Here is an 18,987-nt window from a genome sequence, read left to right as displayed (position 1 = left end):
GCATGACGGAGATCCTCTCAAGAAAAGAGGTCTCTACCAGCACCGGGGCGGTTCACGGTGCTTCTACGATGTGTTTATGAGTGGGCCGCGAGCGTTGCTGTACTGGGATCCGATGCCGCATGTCCCGGCCGTTTTCGCGTCGCAGCCGCGGGACGGCCTGTGGCCCGATGTAGCTGCGACGTTCCACGGCAAGTGGGAGGAGCGCAACTGGCGCAACGTCCCTGGCCCCTTCTACGGAGCTATGACCGACAACTGCTGGGTCGGCCGACTGCACGCGCCGCTACACGTTCTCTACGGCGACGACGTCGACTACGAGCAGGAGTTCCTTTACCGCCAGCCGGGCAACCTCGAGCAACTGCGTGCTGTCATTGTCGCCGCGCAGGAGGATCCGTGGGCAGGCTGGGCGTGTGACGGTGACGCCCACTGGACGCCGATCCTCGTGCGCCAGTGGTGGCGCGAACGCGAACGCGTGCGCGAATGGATCACGGCGAAACATCGGCGATGGAGCGTCTCGGACCGCATCGACGAACGAGAGGCAGCGACCGGACTCGCCGACTACCTGGTCTACCTCGACGGTGACCTGAAAGTCCACTTGCAGGCCTACAGCTACTTCTTGGACAACCACGTCAGCCCGACCGCCGGCGACTGCCTACCGTCGCTGTAACCGTGGATGCCCGGCCACCAACGGCCCGCGCCCATCGCGGCAGATCCGCACGCCTGTCGCAATGACCTGCGTAACGAGACATCGGCGGCCCGATCGCACACCCACGGCGGCAAGTGGGAAGACGGGCGACCGGCTGACGGCTATCGTCGCTGGCGATGACGCACGACGAACCACCACTGGTAAGCGCCGTCTGGCCGGACCTCGCGGCTGAGTTGGTGACCGCGCTCCGTGAGGAAGGCGAGTACAACTTGGCGGACCAGGTCGACACCCTCCACGTACTACAGCAGTGTGGCTGTGGCGATGATTTCTGCCAAGGCTTCTATACCGCCCCAAAGCCGACCGGGGCATACGGCCCCGGCCACCGAAACATCGGCTTGAGCCCATCCAAGCCGGGCTACCTGATCCTTGATGTAGTCCACGACGCGATCATGTACGTCGAGGTCCTCAACCGCCCGCCACTCACCTGACCGAAGGGAAGCGAAATCCGGAGCACGGCACCGCGGCATCGACCTGCGCCTTGCCCGCTCCGCATCGCAGGCCGTGACGCGTCAGAACTCCTCGGGCCACCCGATAACGCGTTCGGTGACGACTCCCCGGAGGTTGGCTCTCTCCTACCGAACCCCAGTGACGGCCGTTCGCCCGTACGCCAGATCGTGCGTCAGAACGTAACTGAACTTCGCATAGGACAAGTCGGTGTCACGCAGGTCGGCATTGGTGAGATCGCAGCCGACAAAACGGGTGCTTCGAAGCGAAGCACCCCGCAGGTCGGCGCCACGGAAGTCACAAAAACTTGAAAAAGTGGCCGTCAAGGGTCCGATGCCGAAGATCGCAACCCGCGAACGACCGCGTCGTAGCCCCAGGCAGGTTGCTAATCGGCGAACAGTAGCGTGATCGCTCGGTACTGAGCCACCGACTTGCAGCGCACTCATCTCGGCAGATCCGGTCGCGATAGCTTGACCATCGGCTCCTACGGAGAGCGACGCAAGCAGTTGAGCGGAAGCCGGGCCGACGAACACCCACGATCAACAGGTGGCGCCGGTTGTCACGAACGTCAGCCACGCGAAGCGCGACGAGGTGCTCCCAAACTGCCGGAGATCTGGCACCCGTTACCGCGGATGCGGATGCGGATGCTGGCAGCGGTTGGATTGGATCACCGGCGATCGGATAAGATTTCGGTACTTATCTGGACCACCGTTCGTCATCCGCCGCAAGCGGAAGCGGGCGCCTCGGGTAGGTCCATATACTGTTACGTATCAACATGGGGGAGCTGAGTGTGTCGGAGAGGCGGCAGTACGGGCAGTTCTGCGGCCTCGCGTCCGCCATGGACATCATTGGTGAGCGGTGGACCATCCTGATCGTCCGGGAACTGCTCATCGGTCCGGGCCGGTTCAGCGACATGATCGAAAACCTGCCCGGCGTCAGTCCCAACATGCTGGCCGACCGCCTGCGGTTCCTCACCGAGCAGGGGATCATCGAGGTCGACAAGGTCCCTGGCGACGCGCGCGGCAAGCTATACCGGCTCACCTCGCTGGGCGCGCAGTTGCGCCCGGCCATCCATGTGCTGGCCCGATGGGGCATGAACTTTCTCACCGAGGAGGATGCCACCCGGTCCGCCAGCCGCGCGGCCTGGGGATTTCTCGCCGTGCAGACGATGATCGACGTGGGCAAGCCGACCGGGGTCGACGAGGAGTACGAGTTCCGCGTCGACGACGAGGTCTTCTTTATCATCGTCCACGATGGCGCGGCCACGGCCCACCGCGGGCCGGCGGAGAATCCGGCACTGGTGCTCAGCGCCGACGCCGAGACCTTCATCCGGGTCGGCGCGAAGCTGATCAGCCCGATCGAGGCGGTGCTCACCGGGAAGATCACGGCCGAGGGCGACCCCGACGCGGTGCAGCGGTGCACCCAACTGCTCGGCCTCGACCAGCTGGTCCGCGCCGCCTGAGTCTCCTGGCGCATACGGGCGCCGCCACCGGTGGGGGACCCGGCGGCGGCGACAGTGGACGGCGCTACACCGGCACGGCGCGGGCCGCGCGGGCCCGCCGCGCCCACCAGAGCAGCCCGACGAAGGTGCCGATCAGGCAGTACGCCCCAGCCAACTGGAACGCGAACGCGACGCCGCCGGTCGCGATGATGAGGCCGGCGAGGAGCGTTCCGGCGCCGGACGAGATCGAGTCGGCCGCCGACGCGATCCCGAACGCGCGGCCGGTGCCGCCGGCCGGCGCGTGCCGGGCGATGAGTGCGTACGTCACGGGCACGGACACGGCCATCAACAGGCCTTCGACGACGGACAACACGATCGCGAGCCACACCGTGCCGGTGTACGCGTAGGCGAACGCGAGGGCGCCCAACAGCATGGTCGCGCCGCCGCTGACCAACCACCGGTTGGTTCGGGGCAGCACCCGGTCGGCGTAGCGCGACAGGAGGACCACCGGGAGCATCGTGGCCACAAAGGACCACGCGATCACCAGGTTCGAGGCGCCCAGGCCGCGCAGGAACAGGCCCCACAGCACGGCGTAGACGCCGTACATCGTGGCGCTCGTGGTGACCAGCGCGACGATCGGCGCGATCGCCCGTCCGACCGAGGCCATGGTGGCACGCTCCGTCGCGCCGTCGCCGGCGGCCGGTACGTCGGGTTCGGCGACCGTCGGCCGCCGCAACAGGAAGGCAACCACGGTTGCCGTACTCAGCATCGCGGCCGCGAACCAGGGCGCGGCCGCGGTGCCGTCGATCACCACGAACCCGACGAGCAGCGGGCCGATCAGCGCACCGGTCGTACCGACGCTGTTCAACGTGCCGAACGTGCGCTCGTGCTCCTCCTTCGGGGTGCCGAGGGCGATCGTGGTGCGGAGTGCGGTGTTCGCCGTCGAGGTGCCGGCGGTGGAGATCAGGTATGCCGGTCCCATCAGGGGCCAGACCGGCACGAAGATGAACGCCAGCACGCCGATCACGGCCACCAGCAGCCCGCACACGAGCGCGCGCCAGGCGCCGAACCGGTCGACCAGTTTGCCCGAGACGAGCCCGGCTGCCGTCGCGCCGAGCGCGGCGAACACCATCACCACGCCGATGTAGCCGACCGGCACGCCGCGGTCGAGCAGGTACGGCGCGACGATCGCGATCGTGCCCATCTGCGAGGCGCGCGCGAGGAACGTGACCGTGTACGCCCCGCGCGGCGAGATCGACTCCCGTGCCAGCGGCGCCACCGCCAGCGGCACCGATGCCTCAACGGCGCTCATTCCCGGCCACCGGTGTCCACGATGCCGACGGCGCGGCTGTGCGGAGCCATCGCCTGCACCCAGAAGCGGAGGCGGTTGAGCAGGCCCGGCGCCCACAGCGCGCGGGACAGTTCCAGGTCGTCCGCGGTCAGGCCGCGGTGGCTGACCATCACCAGCGTCGCCCGCGGCACCGGCCACAGCCGGACCGTGGCGACGCTGCGGGTGGTCGGCCACGCCGGTGTGTCCAGGACGACCTTGACGTACTCGCCCTCGACCTCGCCTATCGACGTTCCGGACACGCCGAGTTCGGGCAGCTTCCAGCCCACGCCATCGGCGGTCTCCGCCGCGTCGTCGCCCGTCCAGTCGCGCAGGGCCGCGGGATTGGTGAGCCCGCGGTACACCTGGGGTGGGGTGCCCTTCTGGATGATGTCGCTGACCAGCACGTTGTGCGTGCCGTCGGGGTGGCGGAAGGTCGGGTCCTGCTTGCTGCCAGGACGGTAGGTCAGGGTCACGGCGGGCCTCCCATCGCGGGGATCTTCAGCGGTCGGGGCCGCGGCCGTCGCCGACCGCGGCCCCGGGTGGTGGTTCAGGCGCGGAGGTTGCGGAACTCCTCGGCAACCGCCATGAACTGCTCCTCGCGTAGCGAAGCCTCTTCGGCGCAGGCGCCCGCGCTGGCCTCGATGCCGGGGCCGAGGGGGAACGCCTTCTGGAACTGGATGCCGACCTGCGGCGGCACCTCGTACGCCTCGACGCCGACGCCGAGACCGGTGACCTCGGCCGCGACCTGGCGCTTGCCGAGGTACACGTCGAAGATCGCGTTGTAGACGATGATCGCCGGGAAGTCCGCCGAAGCGGACTGGGCGATCGCGAGGCTACGCGGCTGCTGGACGTCGGACAGCGTGATGGTGACCCACTCGGACAGGAGCTCCGAGTAGCCCGCCACCTCCCACGTGTTGATCTGGAACTCGAACTGCCGGTGCCCACCGGCGTTCGTCACGGGGGCGCCGCGGTCGAGTTCGAGGACGGCGGTCATCTTGAGGACTTCCTTGACCTCCCCGTCGACGACGATCGGGATGTTGAGCTCGGAGCGCTGGTACTCGATGCCCGGGACCGGGGGGAACTCGGTCTGGGGCGCGAGCGGGCTGATCTGTGGTGAGGTCATTACGTCTACTCCTCGCCTCCCACTATCGTGGGACCAGGGTCACGTCGATCGGCGGATGAGCGCCCCGCTGGCAACGCGGAGGGTGCGTCCTGCCCGCCGTTCGGCGTGGCCGCCTTCTTGTCCCGGCTCCTCGGCCGGAGACAGCTGTGGAGATGCGTTCCGGCCGGCCGGCGGGGCCTGGTCCGGTTGCCCGCCGGTCCTATCGCGTTCGACGGCGCCGCCCAGCGCGGCCTCGATCCGCGCGGCGTCGACCCGCAGGGACTGGCCCGGTTCGAGGTCGGGCGCGCGGTACATCAGGTCGGCCAATGCCGTCTCCAGCACCGATCGCAGCCCTCGGGCACCGGTGGCCCGGGCGTGCGCCCGTTCGGCGACGGCGGTGAGCGCGTCCGGGGTGAGGTCGAGCACGTGCCCGTCGAGGCGGAACAGCTCCTCGTACTGCGCGACGAGCGAGTCGCGGGGTTCGGTGAGCACGCGGCGCAGTTCGGCCGCGCCGAGCTGGTCGAGCCGCACGATCACCGGGAACCGCCCGACGAACTCCGGCAGCAGACCGAACGAGATGAGGTCGCCGGGCTCGGGTTCGGCGGCACGGTCGGTGGTCCGGGACACCGGTTCGCGTCGCGGGTCGAACCCGAAGCTGTTGGACGCCTTGCGCGTACCGACGATCTCGTCGAGGCCGACGAACGCGCCGCCGGCCATGAACAGGACCTCGGACGTGTCGAACCGGCGCACTTCGCCGGCACGTCCCGTCGGGTCGGTCTGGCGGCCCTCGAGCGAGACCATGGTGCCTTCCAGCGACTTGAGCAGGCCCTGTTGCACGCCCTCGCCCGACACGTCGAGCCCGGCGGTCGCCTCGCGGCGGGCGAGCTTGTCGACCTCGTCGAGGAACACGATGCCGCGCTGCGCGGCGGTGATGTCGCCGTTGGCGGCGATGACGAGCCGCCGGAAGATGGACTCGATGTCCTCGCCCGCGTAGCCGGCCTGGGTCATGGACGTGACGTCGGCGACCACGAAGGGCACGGCGAGGGTGCGGGCCAACGTCTCGGCGAGCAGTGTCTTGCCGGTGCCGGACGGGCCGATGAGCAGGATGTTCGACTTGGCGAGCCGCACGCCGCCCGGCTCGGTGCGGCCGACGCGCTTGAAGTGGTTGTAGACCGCGACGCTGAGCATGCGTTTCGCGGCGTCCTGGGCGACCACGTGCTGGTCGAGTTCGGCCACCAGCGCGGTCGGCGTCGACGTGCCGGCACGGTCGCGGCGGTTGGCCCGCCCGGCGAGTGCGGCGAGCCCGGTGCGCGCGCAGTCGGGACAGATCGCGGTGCCGGTGCCGGTGATGAGCGCGTCGACGCCGAATTCGTTGACTCCGCAGAACGAGCAGAACAGTAGGCGCCGCTTGGGACCAGCCACCGTCCCCCCTCAACGAACCAAAGTTGGTATAGAGAAGAGTAGTAACTTTTCATCAAAGGTGTCAATGGACTCTCGGCTGCGGTGTTTACCAGCGTATTTGATCGAGAGAAGATGTTGGGCTTGTTCCGACGATAGGAAAAGCAATACCATTTTCTCAAGCTTCTCCCGGCGGAGGGAAGACATATGGCCACGCTTGCCGTCATCACCGTCAACGTCCACGACATGGATCAGGCGGTCGTCTTTTACACGGAGCATCTGGGGTTCGGCGTCCGCGACGCCGCGGCCGCTCCGGCATACGTCGAACTCGAGAGCCAAGGACCGTTGCTTCTGTTGCAGCAGTGCGAGCGCCCGGCCAAGGCCGACTATCCTGACGGTGCGTGCGTGCTGCTGAACCTCGCGATCGACGACGTGGAGGCCGAACTGGGGCGGTTGCGGGCCATCGGCGCCGACGTGCTGCACGACAAGCCGCAGATCTGCCCCGTTGGCCGGTACATCGCTGTCGCGGACCCGAGCGGCAACGTCGTCGAACTCATCGAGTTCACCCGCTGAGCGCGCCCGGCCGGTGCCGGCGCTGGCACTGGGCGGACGGTTCGCCGCTTGTACTTCTTCCCGGACGGCTCGGTGTGCGTCGTCGACGTTCGCCCCCACACCACGTTGAGCACGCGCCCGAGCCGGCGAGTGGCACGCGACCTACACGGTCACCGGTGGCACTGCGACCGCGGTCCAGTTCTCGTGGATGAGCGCGAAGCAGCGCACGCGCTCGGCCGGGTCGTGGATGCCGGTGGTAATGATCAATTCGTCGGCGCGCAGGTCGGCGGATAGTTCCTGGAGTCGGCCGACGACCTGGGCGGGCGTTCCGATGACGGCGATCGAGCGCACCCGCTCCCGGGCGGTGGCGAACGCCGGGTCGTCGGCCGCGCCGCCGGCTTCCGCCAGGGTCGGGATCAGCCCGGCCTGCGCGCTGCCGTGCCTGCTCCAGGCGAGTGCGTACGCGTCGGCGAGGTCCGCGGCGCGCGCCGCGCTGTCGGCGCAGAAGACGAGCAGCGACACCGCTGTCCATGGGAACGGTGCGGAGCCGGTCGGTTCGAACCCGGCGCGGTAGGCGGCCATGGCGTCCGGGGCGCCGTCGAGCGTCGGTGCGAGGTGTGCGGCGAAGCCGTAGCGGACGCCGGCCAGGGCCGCCGTGAGTCCGCTCTGCACGCTCGAGCCGAACACCCACCGGTCCGGCAGCGTGGCGTCGGCGGGCATGGCGACCACGCCGTGGTAGGGGTGCTCCTTCGGCAGGCCATCGGCGAAGCCGAGCAGTTCGGCGAGCCGGTCGATGAACTCGTCCGGCCTAGCCAGTGTGCGTTGCTGGCGCAGCGCGAGCGCGGTGAGCGGGTCGCCGCCGGGTGCCCGGCCTAGGCCGAGGTCGATCCGCCGTGGGTAGAGGGTGTGCAGGACCTTGAACGTCTCGGCGATCGCGAGCGGCGCGTGGTTGTTGAGCAGCACGCACCCGGCACCGACCCGGATCCGGCTGGTGCGCGCCGCGATCGTGGACATCAGCACGGCGGGTGAACTCGACGCGAGGCTGCCGATGTTGTGGTTCTCGCCGACCCAGAACCGCTCGAATCCCAGGCTGTCGGCCATCTCGGCGAGGCGGACGGTGTCACCGAGGGCATCCGACAACGGGCGACCGGTCGTGCCGATGGACAGATCCAGGATGGACAGCAGTGGTGACGGCACGGCACGACCTCCGGTATCGACAGACATCTCGAACGACCGATGCGTTGCAGGACGCTTGAGAATCATATAGCGTGTTGATCCGGGACGTCGACCCCTCGTGGGAGGAGAGCCCGATGAAACCCCTTTGCGTCTGCTCGTTCTGCGGCGCCAGCGAGTTCACGGCCGACGTGCTGCTCGCCGGAACCGGGGCGTACATCTGCGGCACGTGCGTGACCTCGGCCGCGCAGAGCATCGCGGACGCGGAACTCGCCCGCTACGGCGGCTCGACGACGGACCCGACGGCGTTGGCCGCGCACGTCGACCGGTGGGTCATCGGGCAGGAACGGACCAAGCGCGTGCTGTCGGTGGCCGTTCACAACCACTATAAGAGAATCAACAAGGCGGCCCACAATCTGCAGAAGTCCAACGTGCTTCTGATCGGCCCGACGGGGTGCGGCAAGACGCTGCTCGCGCGCTCACTCGCCGAGGCGCTGCAGGTCCCGTTCGTGGTCGCCGACGTCACGGGCCTCACCCAGGCGGGCTACGCGGGCGAGGACGTGGACTCCGTCGCGGAGATGCTGTTCCGCGCCGCCGACGGTGACGTGGCCCTCGCGGCGCGGGGCATCGTGGTGCTCGACGAGATCGACAAACTGGCGCGCCGCTCCGTCGGGCTCACCCGCGGGTCGCTCGACGTCTCCGGCGAGGCCGTCCAACAGTCGCTGCTGAAGATGGTCGAGGGCACCCAGGTCCGCGTGGGGGTCACTCCGCAGGGGCGCAGTCACGAGATGTCCACGGCGGATGTCCTGTTCATCGCGAGCGGCGCGTTCTCCGACCTCGCGGAGATCACCCGGGACAGGGTCCGGCGCAGTCCGCTCGGCTTCGGCTCGCCCCTCGTGGTCGCCGACGAGGGCGTCGACCCGGAGTTCGAGGACCTGGTGGAGTTCGGCATGCTCCCCGAGTTCCTCGGTCGGTTCCCGGTGGTCAGCCGGTTGGCGGCCCTCGACGTGCCGCAACTGCGCCGGGTGCTGCTCGACGTCGAGCACGCCCTCGTCCCGGAGTACCGCACGTTGTTCGCGCTCGACGGGATCGATCTGCGTTTCACCGACGCCGCAATCGACCGGATCGCCACACAGGCGGCGACGCTGGGCACGGGCGCACGTGCCCTGCGCCGCATCCTCGAGGACCTGCTGACCGACGCCATGTTCCACGCGACCCGGCTACCCCGTGGCACCAGCCTCACGGTAACCGGCGCCGACGTGGAGGCCGGTCGCGTCGGGCAGCTCGACGACCTGCTGGGCGACCGGGCGGATCCACAGAAAGCGGCGGAAGAGGCCATGCGCGCGCGGTTCAGGCGCCGCGCCAGCGGCTGACCCGCCGGACGCAAGGAGCGCCATCCGAACAAGTCCTGTGAAGGAGGTACGGAAATGTCAATCGCAACCGACGTGGTGCAGAGGCCGATGGAGGCCTTCCCACCGGAGCCCGAACTCGAGCACGAACGCTCCGAGCTGAGCCTCCCGCTCGTCGTCGACGGCGAGGTCAAGGAGGTCATCCGGATGGAGTCGCTGCTGAAGATGCAGCGCTCCGCGCCGGTGCTCAACGCCGCCGGCGTGCGCCAGTTCGAGTTCATCATCGTGGAGTGGGAGGTCGCGGGCTTCTGCGAGACGCTGGGCGACTGGGTGCAGATCACGCTCTCGCCCAACATCCCGCAGCCGAAGAGCGTCTGTGTGTCCCAGCAGCACGGCTCGGACTACCCCGCGATCATCGTCTACAACGCCATCATGGACGTGTACCTGGGCAAGCGTCTGGTGGATCCGCAGTACGTGGGCCTCGCGGTGGGCGCCGACGTCATGCAGATCCCGCCGCGCAACCACGTGCACTTCCAGAAGGCGTTCAACCTCGGTGAGGGGTTGGACATCATGTCGGCGTCGTGCGCCACGATGGCGTCCATGCCCCCGGAGGAGTGGGAAACCAAGGCGACCGAGTTCCGTCGCCTGCGGGCCAACTGACACACGTACCAACCCGGAGGTCCCAGCGTCTGCTAGGGCCTCCGGGCCGTCTTCGAGCCAGGAGGGTCACCGTGATCGCGGAGCGCGAATCCGGCAACTATGCACTGCTCAAGTACACCGAACCCAACGGCGACCGGCGGCTGGTCGTCTCGTACGTGATCGAGGAAACGGCGTCGCAGGACGTCTACCGGGCGTTCACCGATCCGGACGTCGCCGCGCGCTGGTGCGACGTGATGTCCCCGGGCGACGGCGGAGGGCTGACGCTCCTGCTGCCGGACGCGCCGGGCCCGCTGTCGCTCGTGCGTGCCCGGCCCATGGACCAGCTCGAGTTCGCCGTGCCGCACGCGGGTGGTGGGCCGAGCACCGTGATCTTCAGCATCGCGCCGGCCGAGCGGCAGACCGTGCTGGTCGCGTCGCACCGGCATCTGCCGGTCGAACACGAGCAGCTGTGGAGCGCGTTCTGGTGTGGGCCGATGTTCCTGCGTCTGGGTGATCTGCTGCGTCATGGCGGCGCCGCCGCGCGTCCCACGATCGTCCAGGTCCGGTAGTCGTTAAATTCTGATGTCGGCACCGTGGTGGATATGGATGGAGTAGCAGGGATCGCACTATTCTGTGCGCCAGCGACGGAAGTAGGATGATGTCCACGACACTCGCGCAATCCCGATTCGGCCCGATCACCTGGGCAAATGGACGTCGTTCCCTGCTGTTCACCGCCGCGGCGACCAGAGCCGCCAACTTCGCCCTCATCTCCATCATCGCCAGATACCTGTCCGACCAGGGGTTCTCCGCCGACACCATCGGCATCGTGCTCGCGGCCGCCGGCCTGACCTCTGCCGCGTCGCAGGCGGGCTGGGCGCGGCTGATCACCCGGCAGGGCCCGGCGTTGGCCGGCATCGTGGCCGCCACGCTGGGCACGGTCGGGTGCGCCATGCTCGGTTTCGCCTCCGTGCCGGTGACGCTCATAGCGGCGGACGTGGTACTCAGCGCGGGCTTCACTGGGCTGGCCACCACGGTGCGCACCGTGACCGGCACGCAGGTTGACGACGAGGCCGAGGGCGAACGCCGGTTCGGCCAGCTCAGCAGTTGGCAGACGGTCGGCGGCCTGGTGGGCCCACTCCTGCTGGGCTCACTGGTGATCGGCAGCAGTGACATCGCCCCCTGGTTCGCGGGCGGGCTGTGCGCGGCGGTGCTGGTGCTGTGGGTCGTGCTGGCCTGGCGTTCCCGCGCCGCCGCGCGCCCGGCCGAGGAGGCTGGCGAAGCCGCCGACGACCGGCGCGGGTCCGACTCCGGCACCGCCCGGGCGTGGCGGCTCGCCTGGACCATGCGGCTGGTGTTGCTCTGCACGGTGGGCACCTCCTTCCTGTACGGGGCCAACGTGGTGCTCTGGGGCCTGTACCTGAAGGATCTGGGCGCCAACCCGGCCGTGACCGCGTGGTCGTTCGCGGTGTTCAGCGCGCCGATGGTGCTGATCTCGCCGCGCGCCGGCCGCATCTGGGGCCGGGTCCCGCGCACGGCGGCGATCACGTTGGGATCCGTGTCGCTCGGCGCGATGGCCATCGTCTACGGCAGCGTGCAGAACATGCCGCTCGCCGTGGCGTTGACGCTGGTCGAAGGGTCACTGATGGCGCTGACCATGCCGATCATCGCGGCCCACGTGTCCGTCCTGCTGCCGGAGAAGGACGTCGCGCACGGGTACGCGCTCTTCGGCGGCGTGGACATCACGCTCAGCGTGCTCGGCACGGCCGCGGGCGGCGGCCTCATCGCTCTGATCGGCGTCGGCCCGACGTGGTATGTGTGCGGCGTGCTGTGCATCGCCTGCGCGGCCCTCGCGTGGACCCTGCGCACGCGCCCGCAGTCCGTGGCCGACCCGGTCTGACCACAGAAAACCGAATCCCGAACGCGGAGGTAGGACACTAATGGCGCTCAGAGTCATCACCGTCGGCGTGCACGACATGGACGCGGCGGTCACCTTCTACACCAAGATGCTCGGCTTCGACGTCCGCGACGCGAGCATGGCACCCCACTTCGTCGAGCTGGAGAGCGAGGGCCCGACGCTGCTGCTCGCCCAGTGCGAACAGCCCGCGGTCTCGACCTATCCGGCGGGTGCGACGATCGCGCTCGACGTGGACACCGACGACGCCGCGGCCGCGCTGGAGCGGTTCCGCGCGGCCGGCGCCGACCTGGTGCACGACACGCTCCAGGACTCGCCTGTGGGGCCGTACTTCGCCGTGCGTGACCCCAGCGGCAACGTCATCGAGATGGTCCAGTTCGACTGATTCAGGCGGCCTGCGCGCGCATCCGCCCCGGGTGTGGCAACCGGACCAGCGCGGCCAGGACGATCGGCTGAGCGACCGCCTGGAAGTCCAGGTCCGGATGCCAGGCACGGACGCTGCCCTCGATCACCAGCAGGGTCAGGATCGGCACCACGAACGCCGCCGACACGAAGATCCGGTGGCGGCGTTGCAGCGCGAAGAGTTCATCGACGAACGAGGCGATGCTGAACTCGCCCGCGGGCAGCCCGGTGTAGCGCCGCACGATGTCGGTCACCTCCGCGTCGAACAGGTCGCGGTCCAGCGAGGCCGGCATCGTGACGGCGGCGTCCACGATGCTGCGCGCGCACCGCACCCCGTTGCCGAGGCTCAACCCCAGGAAGAACTCGCAGAACTGGCGGCGCAGCACGTCGTCGGGGGTCACCACGAAGCCTGCGTCGACGACGCACACCCGACCGTCCCTGGCCACCCGGAGATTGCCCGGGTGCATATCGCAGTGCACCACGCCGACCGTGAAGAGCATCCGGAACACGCACTCCGTCAAGGACTCCGCCGCAAGGCGCTGATGCTGCCGCGGGGCCTCGCGGCGCTGCGGATCGCTGAACTCCGCGAGGTAGTCCATGACGAGTACGTCCACCGACCCGCCGGGTCGCGGCGCGGGCACGGTGATCCTGGCCGGGTCGAGCCGCTCCCGCAGGACGCGCAGGTTCTCCCGCTCGCGCACGAGGTCGACCTGCCCGGCGATCGCGTCCGAGATGTGCCCGATCATGTCGAGGATCGGCAGGTGCCGCGCCCGGGGCAGGCGGACCATGACACGGGCGCCGAACCGGAGCACGGCCAGGTCACGGGCGATCGCCGTGCGTACACCCGGTCGCAGCAGCTTCACCGCCACCGGCGCGGTGCCGCCCGGGTCCGCGACCAGGTACACGCACGCGACGCTGCCCGCGCCGAGCATGCGCAGCGGGTCCGGGCCGAAGCCGTGCTCGGCCAACTGCCGGCGGACGTAGCCTGCGCGGATGGGGCGGCCGTCCTCGCGCAGTCGACCGAGCGCCCGGCACCAGCCGACCGGGACGACGTCGGCGCGCGTGCTCGCCAACTGGGCGACCTTCACGTACGCCGGGCCGAGCCAGACAGCCAGGACGGCGACCGCGGCCGCCCAGGCCGGCACGTCCCGGTGCCGGCGTACGAGCAGTCGGCGCCCGCCCATGGCCGCCGGCACCAGGAGCAGCCACAGTGGTACGACCACGCAGCACCGGATCAACCCGTACCAGACCTGGCCGCGTACTCGGGTCATCGCTTGATCCCATCGGTGTCTTTTTCGGACAGGGGCCTGCGGGGCCGGCGCATCAGCAGCACGCCGACGACAGCCACCGTGGCGGCGTCGAGCAGGAGCAGCACCGCACCGACCGGATCAACGCCGTGGGAGTGGTCCCCGGCCACCGCTTCGCCGGCCGCCGGTGCCGCGACCGTGCCCGACGCGGTGCTGCCGGACAACTCGGCCCCGTCGTCGAACGTGACGTGGAAAGCGACCGTGTAACCTCCGGGCCCGGGCGCGCGGACCGGCTGGCGCAGCCGGGCGCCGTCGGCGCTCAGCTCGCCGGCGTTGATGACCATGCCATCGGCGTCGCGCACCGCCACGTGCGACGTCGCCGCGTCGGGTCGGGAACTGAAGGTCAACACGATCTCGGCCGGGCCGGTCTCCGCCGTCGCTTCGGTGCTGACCAGTCGCGGCGGGGCGCCCGGTTTCGTGGCCAGGGCCAGTGCGGCGACCGTCGCCAGGACCGCCGCTGCGGCGACCACGACCGCCCGCGCCCGGCCGGGTCGGGCGGGGGCGTCGCCGGGCACGGCCGTGATGGTCATGGGTTCGCCGGGGCGGCCGACCGATCTCCGGCACAGGCGCACGACATCCGCTCAGCCTCGGACGCGTTGGGCCGCAGGTGCAGGTAGACCGCGATCACCATGGGGATGAACACGATGGAGTTGTAGAACAGGTGCAGCTCCACCCGCGGGACCACCAGCTGCAGGATGCTCGTGGGTGCGGTGGCGCCGAACAGGAAGGTGCCCGTCTGCCACTGTAGGAGCAGCAGCAGGTGCTCGATGTGGTGCCAGAACTGGATGACCAGCGCCACGGTCCACCAGGTCCGGGCCCGCCCGACGAAGCCGGGCCGGAGCAGGATCAGTCCAGCGATCATCACCAGGGCGTAGCCGTAGTGCAACCACTCCGAGCGGATCAGCCAGGGAAAGGCCATGCCGAGCGCGCCCAACGCCTTCGGGCGGGGCATGCCGAGGGCCCAGATCTGGAACGCCTGGGCCAGGTGTTCGGCCCAGTGCGCCAGTACGATCACCATGTAAATGTTCAGCGCGAGCCGGTGATGGGCGCTGTTGAGCGCGGCGAACCTGATCGGACGACTGGACAGAGGGATGGTCGCCTGGGTCATGAGTTGCGCTCCCTTCGGGTGAAGTCGAGGCCCCACCAGTACAGGCCACGGGCGAGGCAGACGATCGTGACGGCGAAGAACAGGGTGTAGACCACGTTGAACAGCATCAGGACGCCGTAGACGGCGGCTACCGAGCCACCGAACATGAACTGGTTGCGGCCGCTGGTGGGGGTGGTTCCCGGGTCGGTGATCATGTAGTTGGTGAAGAGCACGAACGCCACCCCGGTCATCACGGTCAGGCCCGTCCACAGCGGCGCGTCCCAGACGTAGTGGCGTACCAGTGCCTGGATGACGAACCCGCCGACCCAACCGACGATGAGCGGGATCTTCTTGGTCAGCGCGGCGTTGGGCAGTGTGCCCGCCGAGATGATGACCAGCGGGATGAACAGGCGGAACAGGTCGGGAACGTTCTCCGTGAACTCGTACGGTGGCGCGATGCTGACCCAGGTGCTGAACACCAGCAGCGTGATGGTGATGCCGAAGTTCGACGGGTTCATGAAGTGCCGCATCCGGCCGTTGATCGGAGCGCGCAGCACGTACTTCGACCCGACGGCCACGATGGCGCCGAAGGCGATAGCACCGAACATGTCGTTCGCGTAGAGCAGCATGTTGACCGCGAGCGCGGTGATATGCGTGGGCAGCAGGAAGGTGTACACCCCCCAGATCCCGTGCCCGGTGAAGCCCGGCCGTCGTTGCTCGGCCCACGCCGCGACCGTCTCGAACCCGAACTCGGCGGCGTACGCCGTGATTACCGTAAGGATCGGCCAGGCCCACGGCTGCTCGAACCCGAGCACGGTGTAGCCGAGGATGTTGAGCACCGAGATGGAGATGGCGAAGTTGCGCAGGGCCAGGTAGCGCGGGTCCCGTCCGTCCAGCCGGGCAACCGGGGGCAGCGGTTTCGGGACCGGGCCGGCGACGGTCGGGGGCGCCGGGGCCCCGATGTCGCGTATCGGCGCGGTTTTCAGCTCGGTCATCGCGGCGCCACCTCCGTTGCCTGGGTGTCGAGCAGGATGTCGTGCCAGCCGGGCGCCAGGGTCACCGTGCTGCGGTGCACGGCGCCGGTCGTGTCGCGCCAGCTGAGCTCGGCCGTGACGTTCGCGGTGGCCGGCCCGAGGCCGAAGAACACGTCGAAGCTGCGCTTGCCGGAGTGGCCGCTGCCGCCGTCGACCTGGGAGATCTGGGTACGCCCGTCAGCGCCGGTGATCTTTACCACCGCGCCGTAGGCCGGGAGGACGGCGCTGCCCTGGCCAGGTCGGTGCAGTCGCAGGCCGAGGAAGTTGCCGGACGCGGGGTGGTCGTTGCGGTAGAAGGCCGGCGGGCCCCACTGCCGGGCGACCGCGAAGTCCTGCCACCCGTCGCCGTCGGTGTCGGCCACCGCGATACCCCGGGTCGGCACGCGCGCGGCCAGGCCGAGATCGGCGCTGACGTTCGCGAACCGCCCATTGTTCTCTCGGGCCCAGAACACCAGACTGTGTGAGCCGGCGATGTCGTCGGTCGGGCCCACGTCCGGCCACATCTGCGGGTTCTTCAGCATCAGGTCGTTGGACATGGCGAGTTCCTGCAGCCACGACCAGCGGTTGATCTCGCCCTTGACGAACCCGGTGGTCTGCACGATCGCCAGGTCGCCGCTGTTGTCGAAGTCGGCCATCTTCGCGTCCCAGCCCCAACCGGACCAGGCCACGTTGAGGTCGGAGGCTCGGTTGTCGAAGGGGGCCACACCGCGCGACATCGTGTCCCGGGCGGCCGCCGTGGTGGTGGTGGTGTTGACCCAGGCGAAGTTGCTCTCCTGCAGCCCCCACGGCGTGGTGATGTTGCTGACGAACATGTCGAACGCGCCGTTGTTGTCGAGGTCCCCGAAGTCGATCGACATGCTCTTGAACGAGTCGTTGCCGAGCACCATCGACTTCGGCGTGTACGGGTACCGCTTGCCGGCGAGGAGCTGGAACCGGATCCGACCCGGCTGCGACACGTTGTGGAACATGCGGTCCTGCCCGAAGTCGTTGGCGACGTAGAGCTCGGGCAGCAGGTCGTCATCGAGGTCGGCTGAGCCCGCGCCCAGCGTCCATCCGGTGGCCGCCGCCGGGTCGATCGCGCCGACGTCCTCCACGAAGCGCACCGTCGGCCCGTCGGGCGAGGACGGCGTGGGGATCCACCGCATGAGGTGCGCGCCACCGCCGTTCGTCGCCCGCGACATGGTGTGGTTCATCTGTACGTTGGGCTGGCCCTGCGGGTCGAGCACCTGCGAGTCGGGGAAGTAGTTGAACACCCCGATGTCGGGATGGCCGTCGCCGTCGAAGTCCGCGATGGACACCGCGTTGGTGTTCCACAACTGTCCCGCGTACCGGCCGTCCGGCGCCGGCGCCGTGGGCACCAGCTCGGTCGGGCGGAACGCGGCCGGACTCAGCGGGCCCGCGGCCTGACGGCCCAGGAACACCACCGGCGTGCGTCCCCAGTAGTAGACGAGCACGTCGGTGCGCCCGTCGCCGTTGAATTCCCCGGGCGCGCAGCCCATTGGCGCGACGGCGGCGTTGGTCGGCAGCGGGGCCGGATCCAGGACGAACGGGGCGTAGCGGGGCGGGGTGGTGCCGGGGGCCGGGGTGACCACCACGGTGTCGCTGCGGGTGTCGACCAGGCAGAGATCGTCGGGCCGGCCGTTGCCGTCCAGGTCGTTGACGGCGATGCCGGCGCCCACCGAAGAGATCCAGGCGCGGATGTGCTCGTAGCTGGGGTTGACCTCGCGGATGGTACGTTCCGGCAACCCCGGTGGCAGCGCGATCGGCAGTTCGGTGAAGCCGAACCGCGCGGCGACCTCGCCGCGCGCGGCGTCGGAGGCCTCGGGTCGGCGGGCCACCGCGTACAGCCCGGCCGCGACGAGGATCACGGTGACTGCGGGCACGGCCGCGCGGATCCAGGCCGGCAGGCGGCGGGTCAGTTCTGACGAGAAGGGCAGCGACGGCATGTGGTCCCCCTCATGCTCGGCGAACGCGAGTCATCCTGCCGCCGCGCCGACGACGCCGTCTTCTCATCGAGTGCTGTATACCGACCTATCGATGAATGCCGCACGATCGGAGAAGACATCGCCTGCGTGCCGGAGCGAGGCTGCAACGTGGATCGGTACCCGACCCGACACGTGTCAGTGGTGGCGATGGTGGAGGAACTGTGGCTGGAACCTGGCGGAGCGCGCGGCGACGTATCCTCACCCCGAACGTGTCGGCGACCAGGCTCGACGTGCGTGGATTCCACGCGAAGAGCGACGCCGCCACCCAGCTGCTCGAATCGATCGGCCGCACCTTCCTGGAGGGCTTCGCCGCCGTGGCCCAGGCGCGCGGACCGGTGCAGGCTCACCCCGAACTCGAGGCGGTACCGCCGCCGTTGCGCGGATTCGCCTACGAGGGCGCGGCCATGGCGTGCGCGATCCTCGACGCACTGCCGACGCCCGGCCGGGACCGGGTCCCCGCGCTGCTCACCGGCCCTGGCGCCGGCCACGTCTACATGACCTACGTCGGCGTCGGCTGGGCCATGGCACGGCTGCCGAGAGTGCTGTGGTCACGGCTGTGGGCGCCGGACCCGCTGCTGCGGTGGCTGATCCTCGACGGGTACGGGTTCCACGAGGCGTACTTCCACACCGAGCGGGTCGTCCACCGCCAACGCCCGCCCGGGGACGTGGACTGGCCGCCCGAGGGCTACCCGTCGCGGGTGATCGACCAGGGCATCGGTCGCGCGCTCTGGTTTGTCGAAGGGGCCGACCCCGACCGGATCACGGCCACCATCCGGTCGTTCGCGCCGCACCGGCACGGCGATCTCTACAGCGGCGCCGGGCTCGCGGCGACCTACGCCGGCGGGGCTGACGAGGACGAACTGCGGCGGTTCCATCGCGACGCCGGCGAGCACCGCAGCGCCGTGGCGCAGGGTAGCGCCTTCGGCGCGCAGGCCCGCGTACGCGCCGGCAACGTCGTCGCGCACACGGCCGTGGCGACCGAGGTGTTCTGCGGCGTCACCCCGGAGAAGGCCGCCGCGGTGACCAACGCGGAACTGCCCGACGGCGACCACGCCGACGGGCCGTCGTACGAGCGGTGGCGCCAGGGCATCGCCGCCGCGTTCGCGGGCCGGTCGGCATGACCGAGCGA

21 protein-coding genes are annotated in these 18,987 nt (G+C 69.5%); 10 read left to right on the top strand and 11 right to left on the bottom strand.

Annotated features, from left to right (window positions below; all coding sequences use genetic code 11):
* The coding region (locus ABD191_RS21510; protein WP_344084965.1) for a hypothetical protein at positions 1–664 on the top strand (664 nt) is incomplete at its 5' end.
* A 155-nt stretch (positions 665–819) separates the two neighbouring features.
* Positions 820–1,131 carry a hypothetical protein gene (locus ABD191_RS21505; protein WP_344084964.1) on the top strand — a complete coding sequence of 104 codons (312 nt, stop codon included), beginning with the start codon at positions 820–822 and terminating at the stop codon, positions 1,129–1,131.
* A 144-nt stretch (positions 1,132–1,275) separates the two neighbouring features.
* On the opposite strand, the gene ABD191_RS29305 is transcribed toward ABD191_RS21505, so the two are convergent.
* Positions 1,276–1,593 carry a pentapeptide repeat-containing protein gene (locus ABD191_RS29305; protein ID WP_425560793.1) on the bottom strand — a complete coding sequence of 106 codons (318 nt, stop codon included), beginning with the start codon at positions 1,591–1,593 and terminating at the stop codon, positions 1,276–1,278.
* 329 nt (positions 1,594–1,922) lie between these two features.
* Between ABD191_RS29305 and ABD191_RS21500 the strand changes: the two genes are divergently transcribed.
* A complete protein-coding gene (locus tag ABD191_RS21500) occupies positions 1,923–2,609 on the top strand; it encodes a winged helix-turn-helix transcriptional regulator (RefSeq protein ID WP_344084963.1) in 687 nt (228 codons plus the stop codon).
* Between the two features lie 64 nt (positions 2,610–2,673).
* Here ABD191_RS21500 and ABD191_RS21495 read toward each other — a convergent pair whose 3' ends face one another.
* The 4 genes from ABD191_RS21495 to clpX (ABD191_RS21480) all read right to left on the bottom strand — a co-directional run bounded on the left by ABD191_RS21495 (position 2,674) and on the right by clpX (ABD191_RS21480) (position 6,442).
* Positions 2,674–3,900: an MFS transporter gene (locus ABD191_RS21495; RefSeq protein WP_344084962.1), complete on the bottom strand. Its 1,227-nt coding sequence runs from the start codon at positions 3,898–3,900 to the stop codon at positions 2,674–2,676.
* Complete coding sequence (locus ABD191_RS21490) at positions 3,897–4,391, bottom strand: SRPBCC family protein (RefSeq protein ID WP_344084961.1); 495 nt, start codon at positions 4,389–4,391, stop codon at positions 3,897–3,899. Before ABD191_RS21490 ends, ABD191_RS21495 begins: the two co-directional genes overlap by 4 nt.
* A 74-nt stretch (positions 4,392–4,465) precedes the next feature.
* Complete coding sequence (locus tag ABD191_RS21485) at positions 4,466–5,041, bottom strand: hypothetical protein (RefSeq protein WP_344084959.1); 576 nt, start codon at positions 5,039–5,041, stop codon at positions 4,466–4,468.
* A gap of 39 nt (positions 5,042–5,080) precedes the next feature.
* Positions 5,081–6,442: an ATP-dependent Clp protease ATP-binding subunit ClpX gene (gene clpX, locus ABD191_RS21480; protein WP_344084957.1), complete on the bottom strand. Its 1,362-nt coding sequence runs from the start codon at positions 6,440–6,442 to the stop codon at positions 5,081–5,083.
* A gap of 183 nt (positions 6,443–6,625) precedes the next feature.
* On the opposite strand from clpX (ABD191_RS21480), the gene ABD191_RS21475 reads away from it, so the two are divergent.
* Positions 6,626–6,991: a VOC family protein gene (locus ABD191_RS21475; RefSeq protein ID WP_344084955.1), complete on the top strand. Its 366-nt coding sequence runs from the start codon at positions 6,626–6,628 to the stop codon at positions 6,989–6,991.
* Between the two features lie 141 nt (positions 6,992–7,132).
* Here ABD191_RS21475 and ABD191_RS21470 read toward each other — a convergent pair whose 3' ends face one another.
* On the bottom strand, positions 7,133–8,167 hold the full coding sequence (locus tag ABD191_RS21470; protein ID WP_344084953.1) for an MsnO8 family LLM class oxidoreductase: 1,035 nt from the start codon (positions 8,165–8,167) through the stop codon (positions 7,133–7,135).
* Between the two features lie 113 nt (positions 8,168–8,280).
* Here ABD191_RS21470 and clpX (ABD191_RS21465) point away from each other — a divergent pair, with 113 nt between their 5' ends.
* The 5 genes from clpX (ABD191_RS21465) to ABD191_RS21445 all read left to right on the top strand — a co-directional run bounded on the left by clpX (ABD191_RS21465) (position 8,281) and on the right by ABD191_RS21445 (position 12,428).
* Positions 8,281–9,516, top strand: a complete 1,236-nt coding sequence (gene clpX / locus ABD191_RS21465) for an ATP-dependent Clp protease ATP-binding subunit ClpX (RefSeq protein WP_344084951.1) — start codon at positions 8,281–8,283, stop codon at positions 9,514–9,516.
* Positions 9,517–9,570: 54 nt separating this feature from the next.
* Positions 9,571–10,152, top strand: coding sequence for a hypothetical protein (locus tag ABD191_RS21460; protein WP_344084949.1), 582 nt, complete (start codon positions 9,571–9,573; stop codon positions 10,150–10,152).
* Between the two features lie 71 nt (positions 10,153–10,223).
* Entirely contained in the window at positions 10,224–10,700 is a 477-nt protein-coding gene (locus ABD191_RS21455) for a hypothetical protein (RefSeq protein ID WP_344084947.1), read from the top strand.
* An 86-nt stretch (positions 10,701–10,786) separates the two neighbouring features.
* Entirely contained in the window at positions 10,787–12,028 is a 1,242-nt protein-coding gene (locus ABD191_RS21450; RefSeq protein ID WP_344084945.1) for an MFS transporter, read from the top strand.
* Positions 12,029–12,068: 40 nt separating this feature from the next.
* Positions 12,069–12,428, top strand: a complete 360-nt coding sequence (locus ABD191_RS21445; RefSeq protein ID WP_344084943.1) for a VOC family protein — start codon at positions 12,069–12,071, stop codon at positions 12,426–12,428.
* Position 12,429: 1 nt separating this feature from the next.
* On the opposite strand, the gene ABD191_RS21440 is transcribed toward ABD191_RS21445, so the two are convergent.
* The 5 genes from ABD191_RS21440 to ABD191_RS21420 are packed head-to-tail and all read right to left on the bottom strand — an operon-like array spanning position 12,430 to position 17,819.
* Positions 12,430–13,716, bottom strand: coding sequence for an ABC1 kinase family protein (locus tag ABD191_RS21440; protein ID WP_344084941.1), 1,287 nt, complete (start codon positions 13,714–13,716; stop codon positions 12,430–12,432).
* Positions 13,713–14,282, bottom strand: a complete 570-nt coding sequence (locus tag ABD191_RS21435; RefSeq protein WP_344084938.1) for a copper resistance CopC family protein — start codon at positions 14,280–14,282, stop codon at positions 13,713–13,715. The genes ABD191_RS21440 and ABD191_RS21435 overlap by 4 nt, the downstream gene beginning before the upstream one ends.
* Positions 14,279–14,860 (bottom strand): hypothetical protein, encoded by a 582-nt coding sequence (locus tag ABD191_RS21430; protein WP_344084935.1) that lies wholly within the window; start codon positions 14,858–14,860, stop codon positions 14,279–14,281. Before ABD191_RS21430 ends, ABD191_RS21435 begins: the two co-directional genes overlap by 4 nt.
* Positions 14,857–15,834, bottom strand: a complete 978-nt coding sequence (locus tag ABD191_RS21425) for an enediyne biosynthesis protein (protein WP_344084932.1) — start codon at positions 15,832–15,834, stop codon at positions 14,857–14,859. The genes ABD191_RS21430 and ABD191_RS21425 overlap by 4 nt, the downstream gene beginning before the upstream one ends.
* Entirely contained in the window at positions 15,831–17,819 is a 1,989-nt protein-coding gene (locus ABD191_RS21420; protein WP_344084929.1) for a CRTAC1 family protein, read from the bottom strand. The genes ABD191_RS21425 and ABD191_RS21420 overlap by 4 nt, the downstream gene beginning before the upstream one ends.
* 248 nt (positions 17,820–18,067) lie before the next feature.
* Here ABD191_RS21420 and ABD191_RS21415 point away from each other — a divergent pair, with 248 nt between their 5' ends.
* Positions 18,068–18,979, top strand: a complete 912-nt coding sequence (locus ABD191_RS21415) for a DUF1702 family protein (RefSeq protein ID WP_425560792.1) — start codon at positions 18,068–18,070, stop codon at positions 18,977–18,979.
* Positions 18,980–18,987 lie beyond the last annotated feature (8 nt).

The organism is Luedemannella helvata (assembly GCF_039528415.1).
In the GTDB taxonomy this organism is placed as follows: Bacteria; Actinomycetota; Actinomycetes; order Mycobacteriales; family Micromonosporaceae; genus Luedemannella; species Luedemannella helvata.
The sequence above is the reverse complement of the archived record's forward strand: the minus strand, read 5'-3'. Positions and strand labels throughout refer to the sequence as shown.

Coding starts and splice junctions, on each gene's coding strand:
- ABD191_RS21440 (WP_344084941.1), bottom strand. CDS start 13,716: ATGACCCGAGTACGCGGCCAGGTCTGGTACGGGTTGATCCGGTGCTGC.
- ABD191_RS21430 (WP_344084935.1), bottom strand. CDS start 14,860: ATGACCCAGGCGACCATCCCTCTGTCCAGTCGTCCGATCAGGTTCGCC.
- ABD191_RS21460 (WP_344084949.1), top strand. CDS start 9,571: ATGTCAATCGCAACCGACGTGGTGCAGAGGCCGATGGAGGCCTTCCCA.
- ABD191_RS21475 (WP_344084955.1), top strand. CDS start 6,626: ATGGCCACGCTTGCCGTCATCACCGTCAACGTCCACGACATGGATCAG.
- ABD191_RS21485 (WP_344084959.1), bottom strand. CDS start 5,041: ATGACCTCACCACAGATCAGCCCGCTCGCGCCCCAGACCGAGTTCCCC.
- ABD191_RS21420 (WP_344084929.1), bottom strand. CDS start 17,819: ATGCCGTCGCTGCCCTTCTCGTCAGAACTGACCCGCCGCCTGCCGGCC.
- ABD191_RS29305 (WP_425560793.1), bottom strand. CDS start 1,593: ATGAGTGCGCTGCAAGTCGGTGGCTCAGTACCGAGCGATCACGCTACT.
- ABD191_RS21450 (WP_344084945.1), top strand. CDS start 10,787: ATGATGTCCACGACACTCGCGCAATCCCGATTCGGCCCGATCACCTGG.
- clpX (WP_344084951.1), top strand. CDS start 8,281: ATGAAACCCCTTTGCGTCTGCTCGTTCTGCGGCGCCAGCGAGTTCACG.
- ABD191_RS21445 (WP_344084943.1), top strand. CDS start 12,069: ATGGCGCTCAGAGTCATCACCGTCGGCGTGCACGACATGGACGCGGCG.
- ABD191_RS21425 (WP_344084932.1), bottom strand. CDS start 15,834: ATGACCGAGCTGAAAACCGCGCCGATACGCGACATCGGGGCCCCGGCG.
- ABD191_RS21505 (WP_344084964.1), top strand. CDS start 820: ATGACGCACGACGAACCACCACTGGTAAGCGCCGTCTGGCCGGACCTC.
- ABD191_RS21500 (WP_344084963.1), top strand. CDS start 1,923: ATGGGGGAGCTGAGTGTGTCGGAGAGGCGGCAGTACGGGCAGTTCTGC.
- ABD191_RS21435 (WP_344084938.1), bottom strand. CDS start 14,282: ATGACCATCACGGCCGTGCCCGGCGACGCCCCCGCCCGACCCGGCCGG.
- ABD191_RS21495 (WP_344084962.1), bottom strand. CDS start 3,900: ATGAGCGCCGTTGAGGCATCGGTGCCGCTGGCGGTGGCGCCGCTGGCA.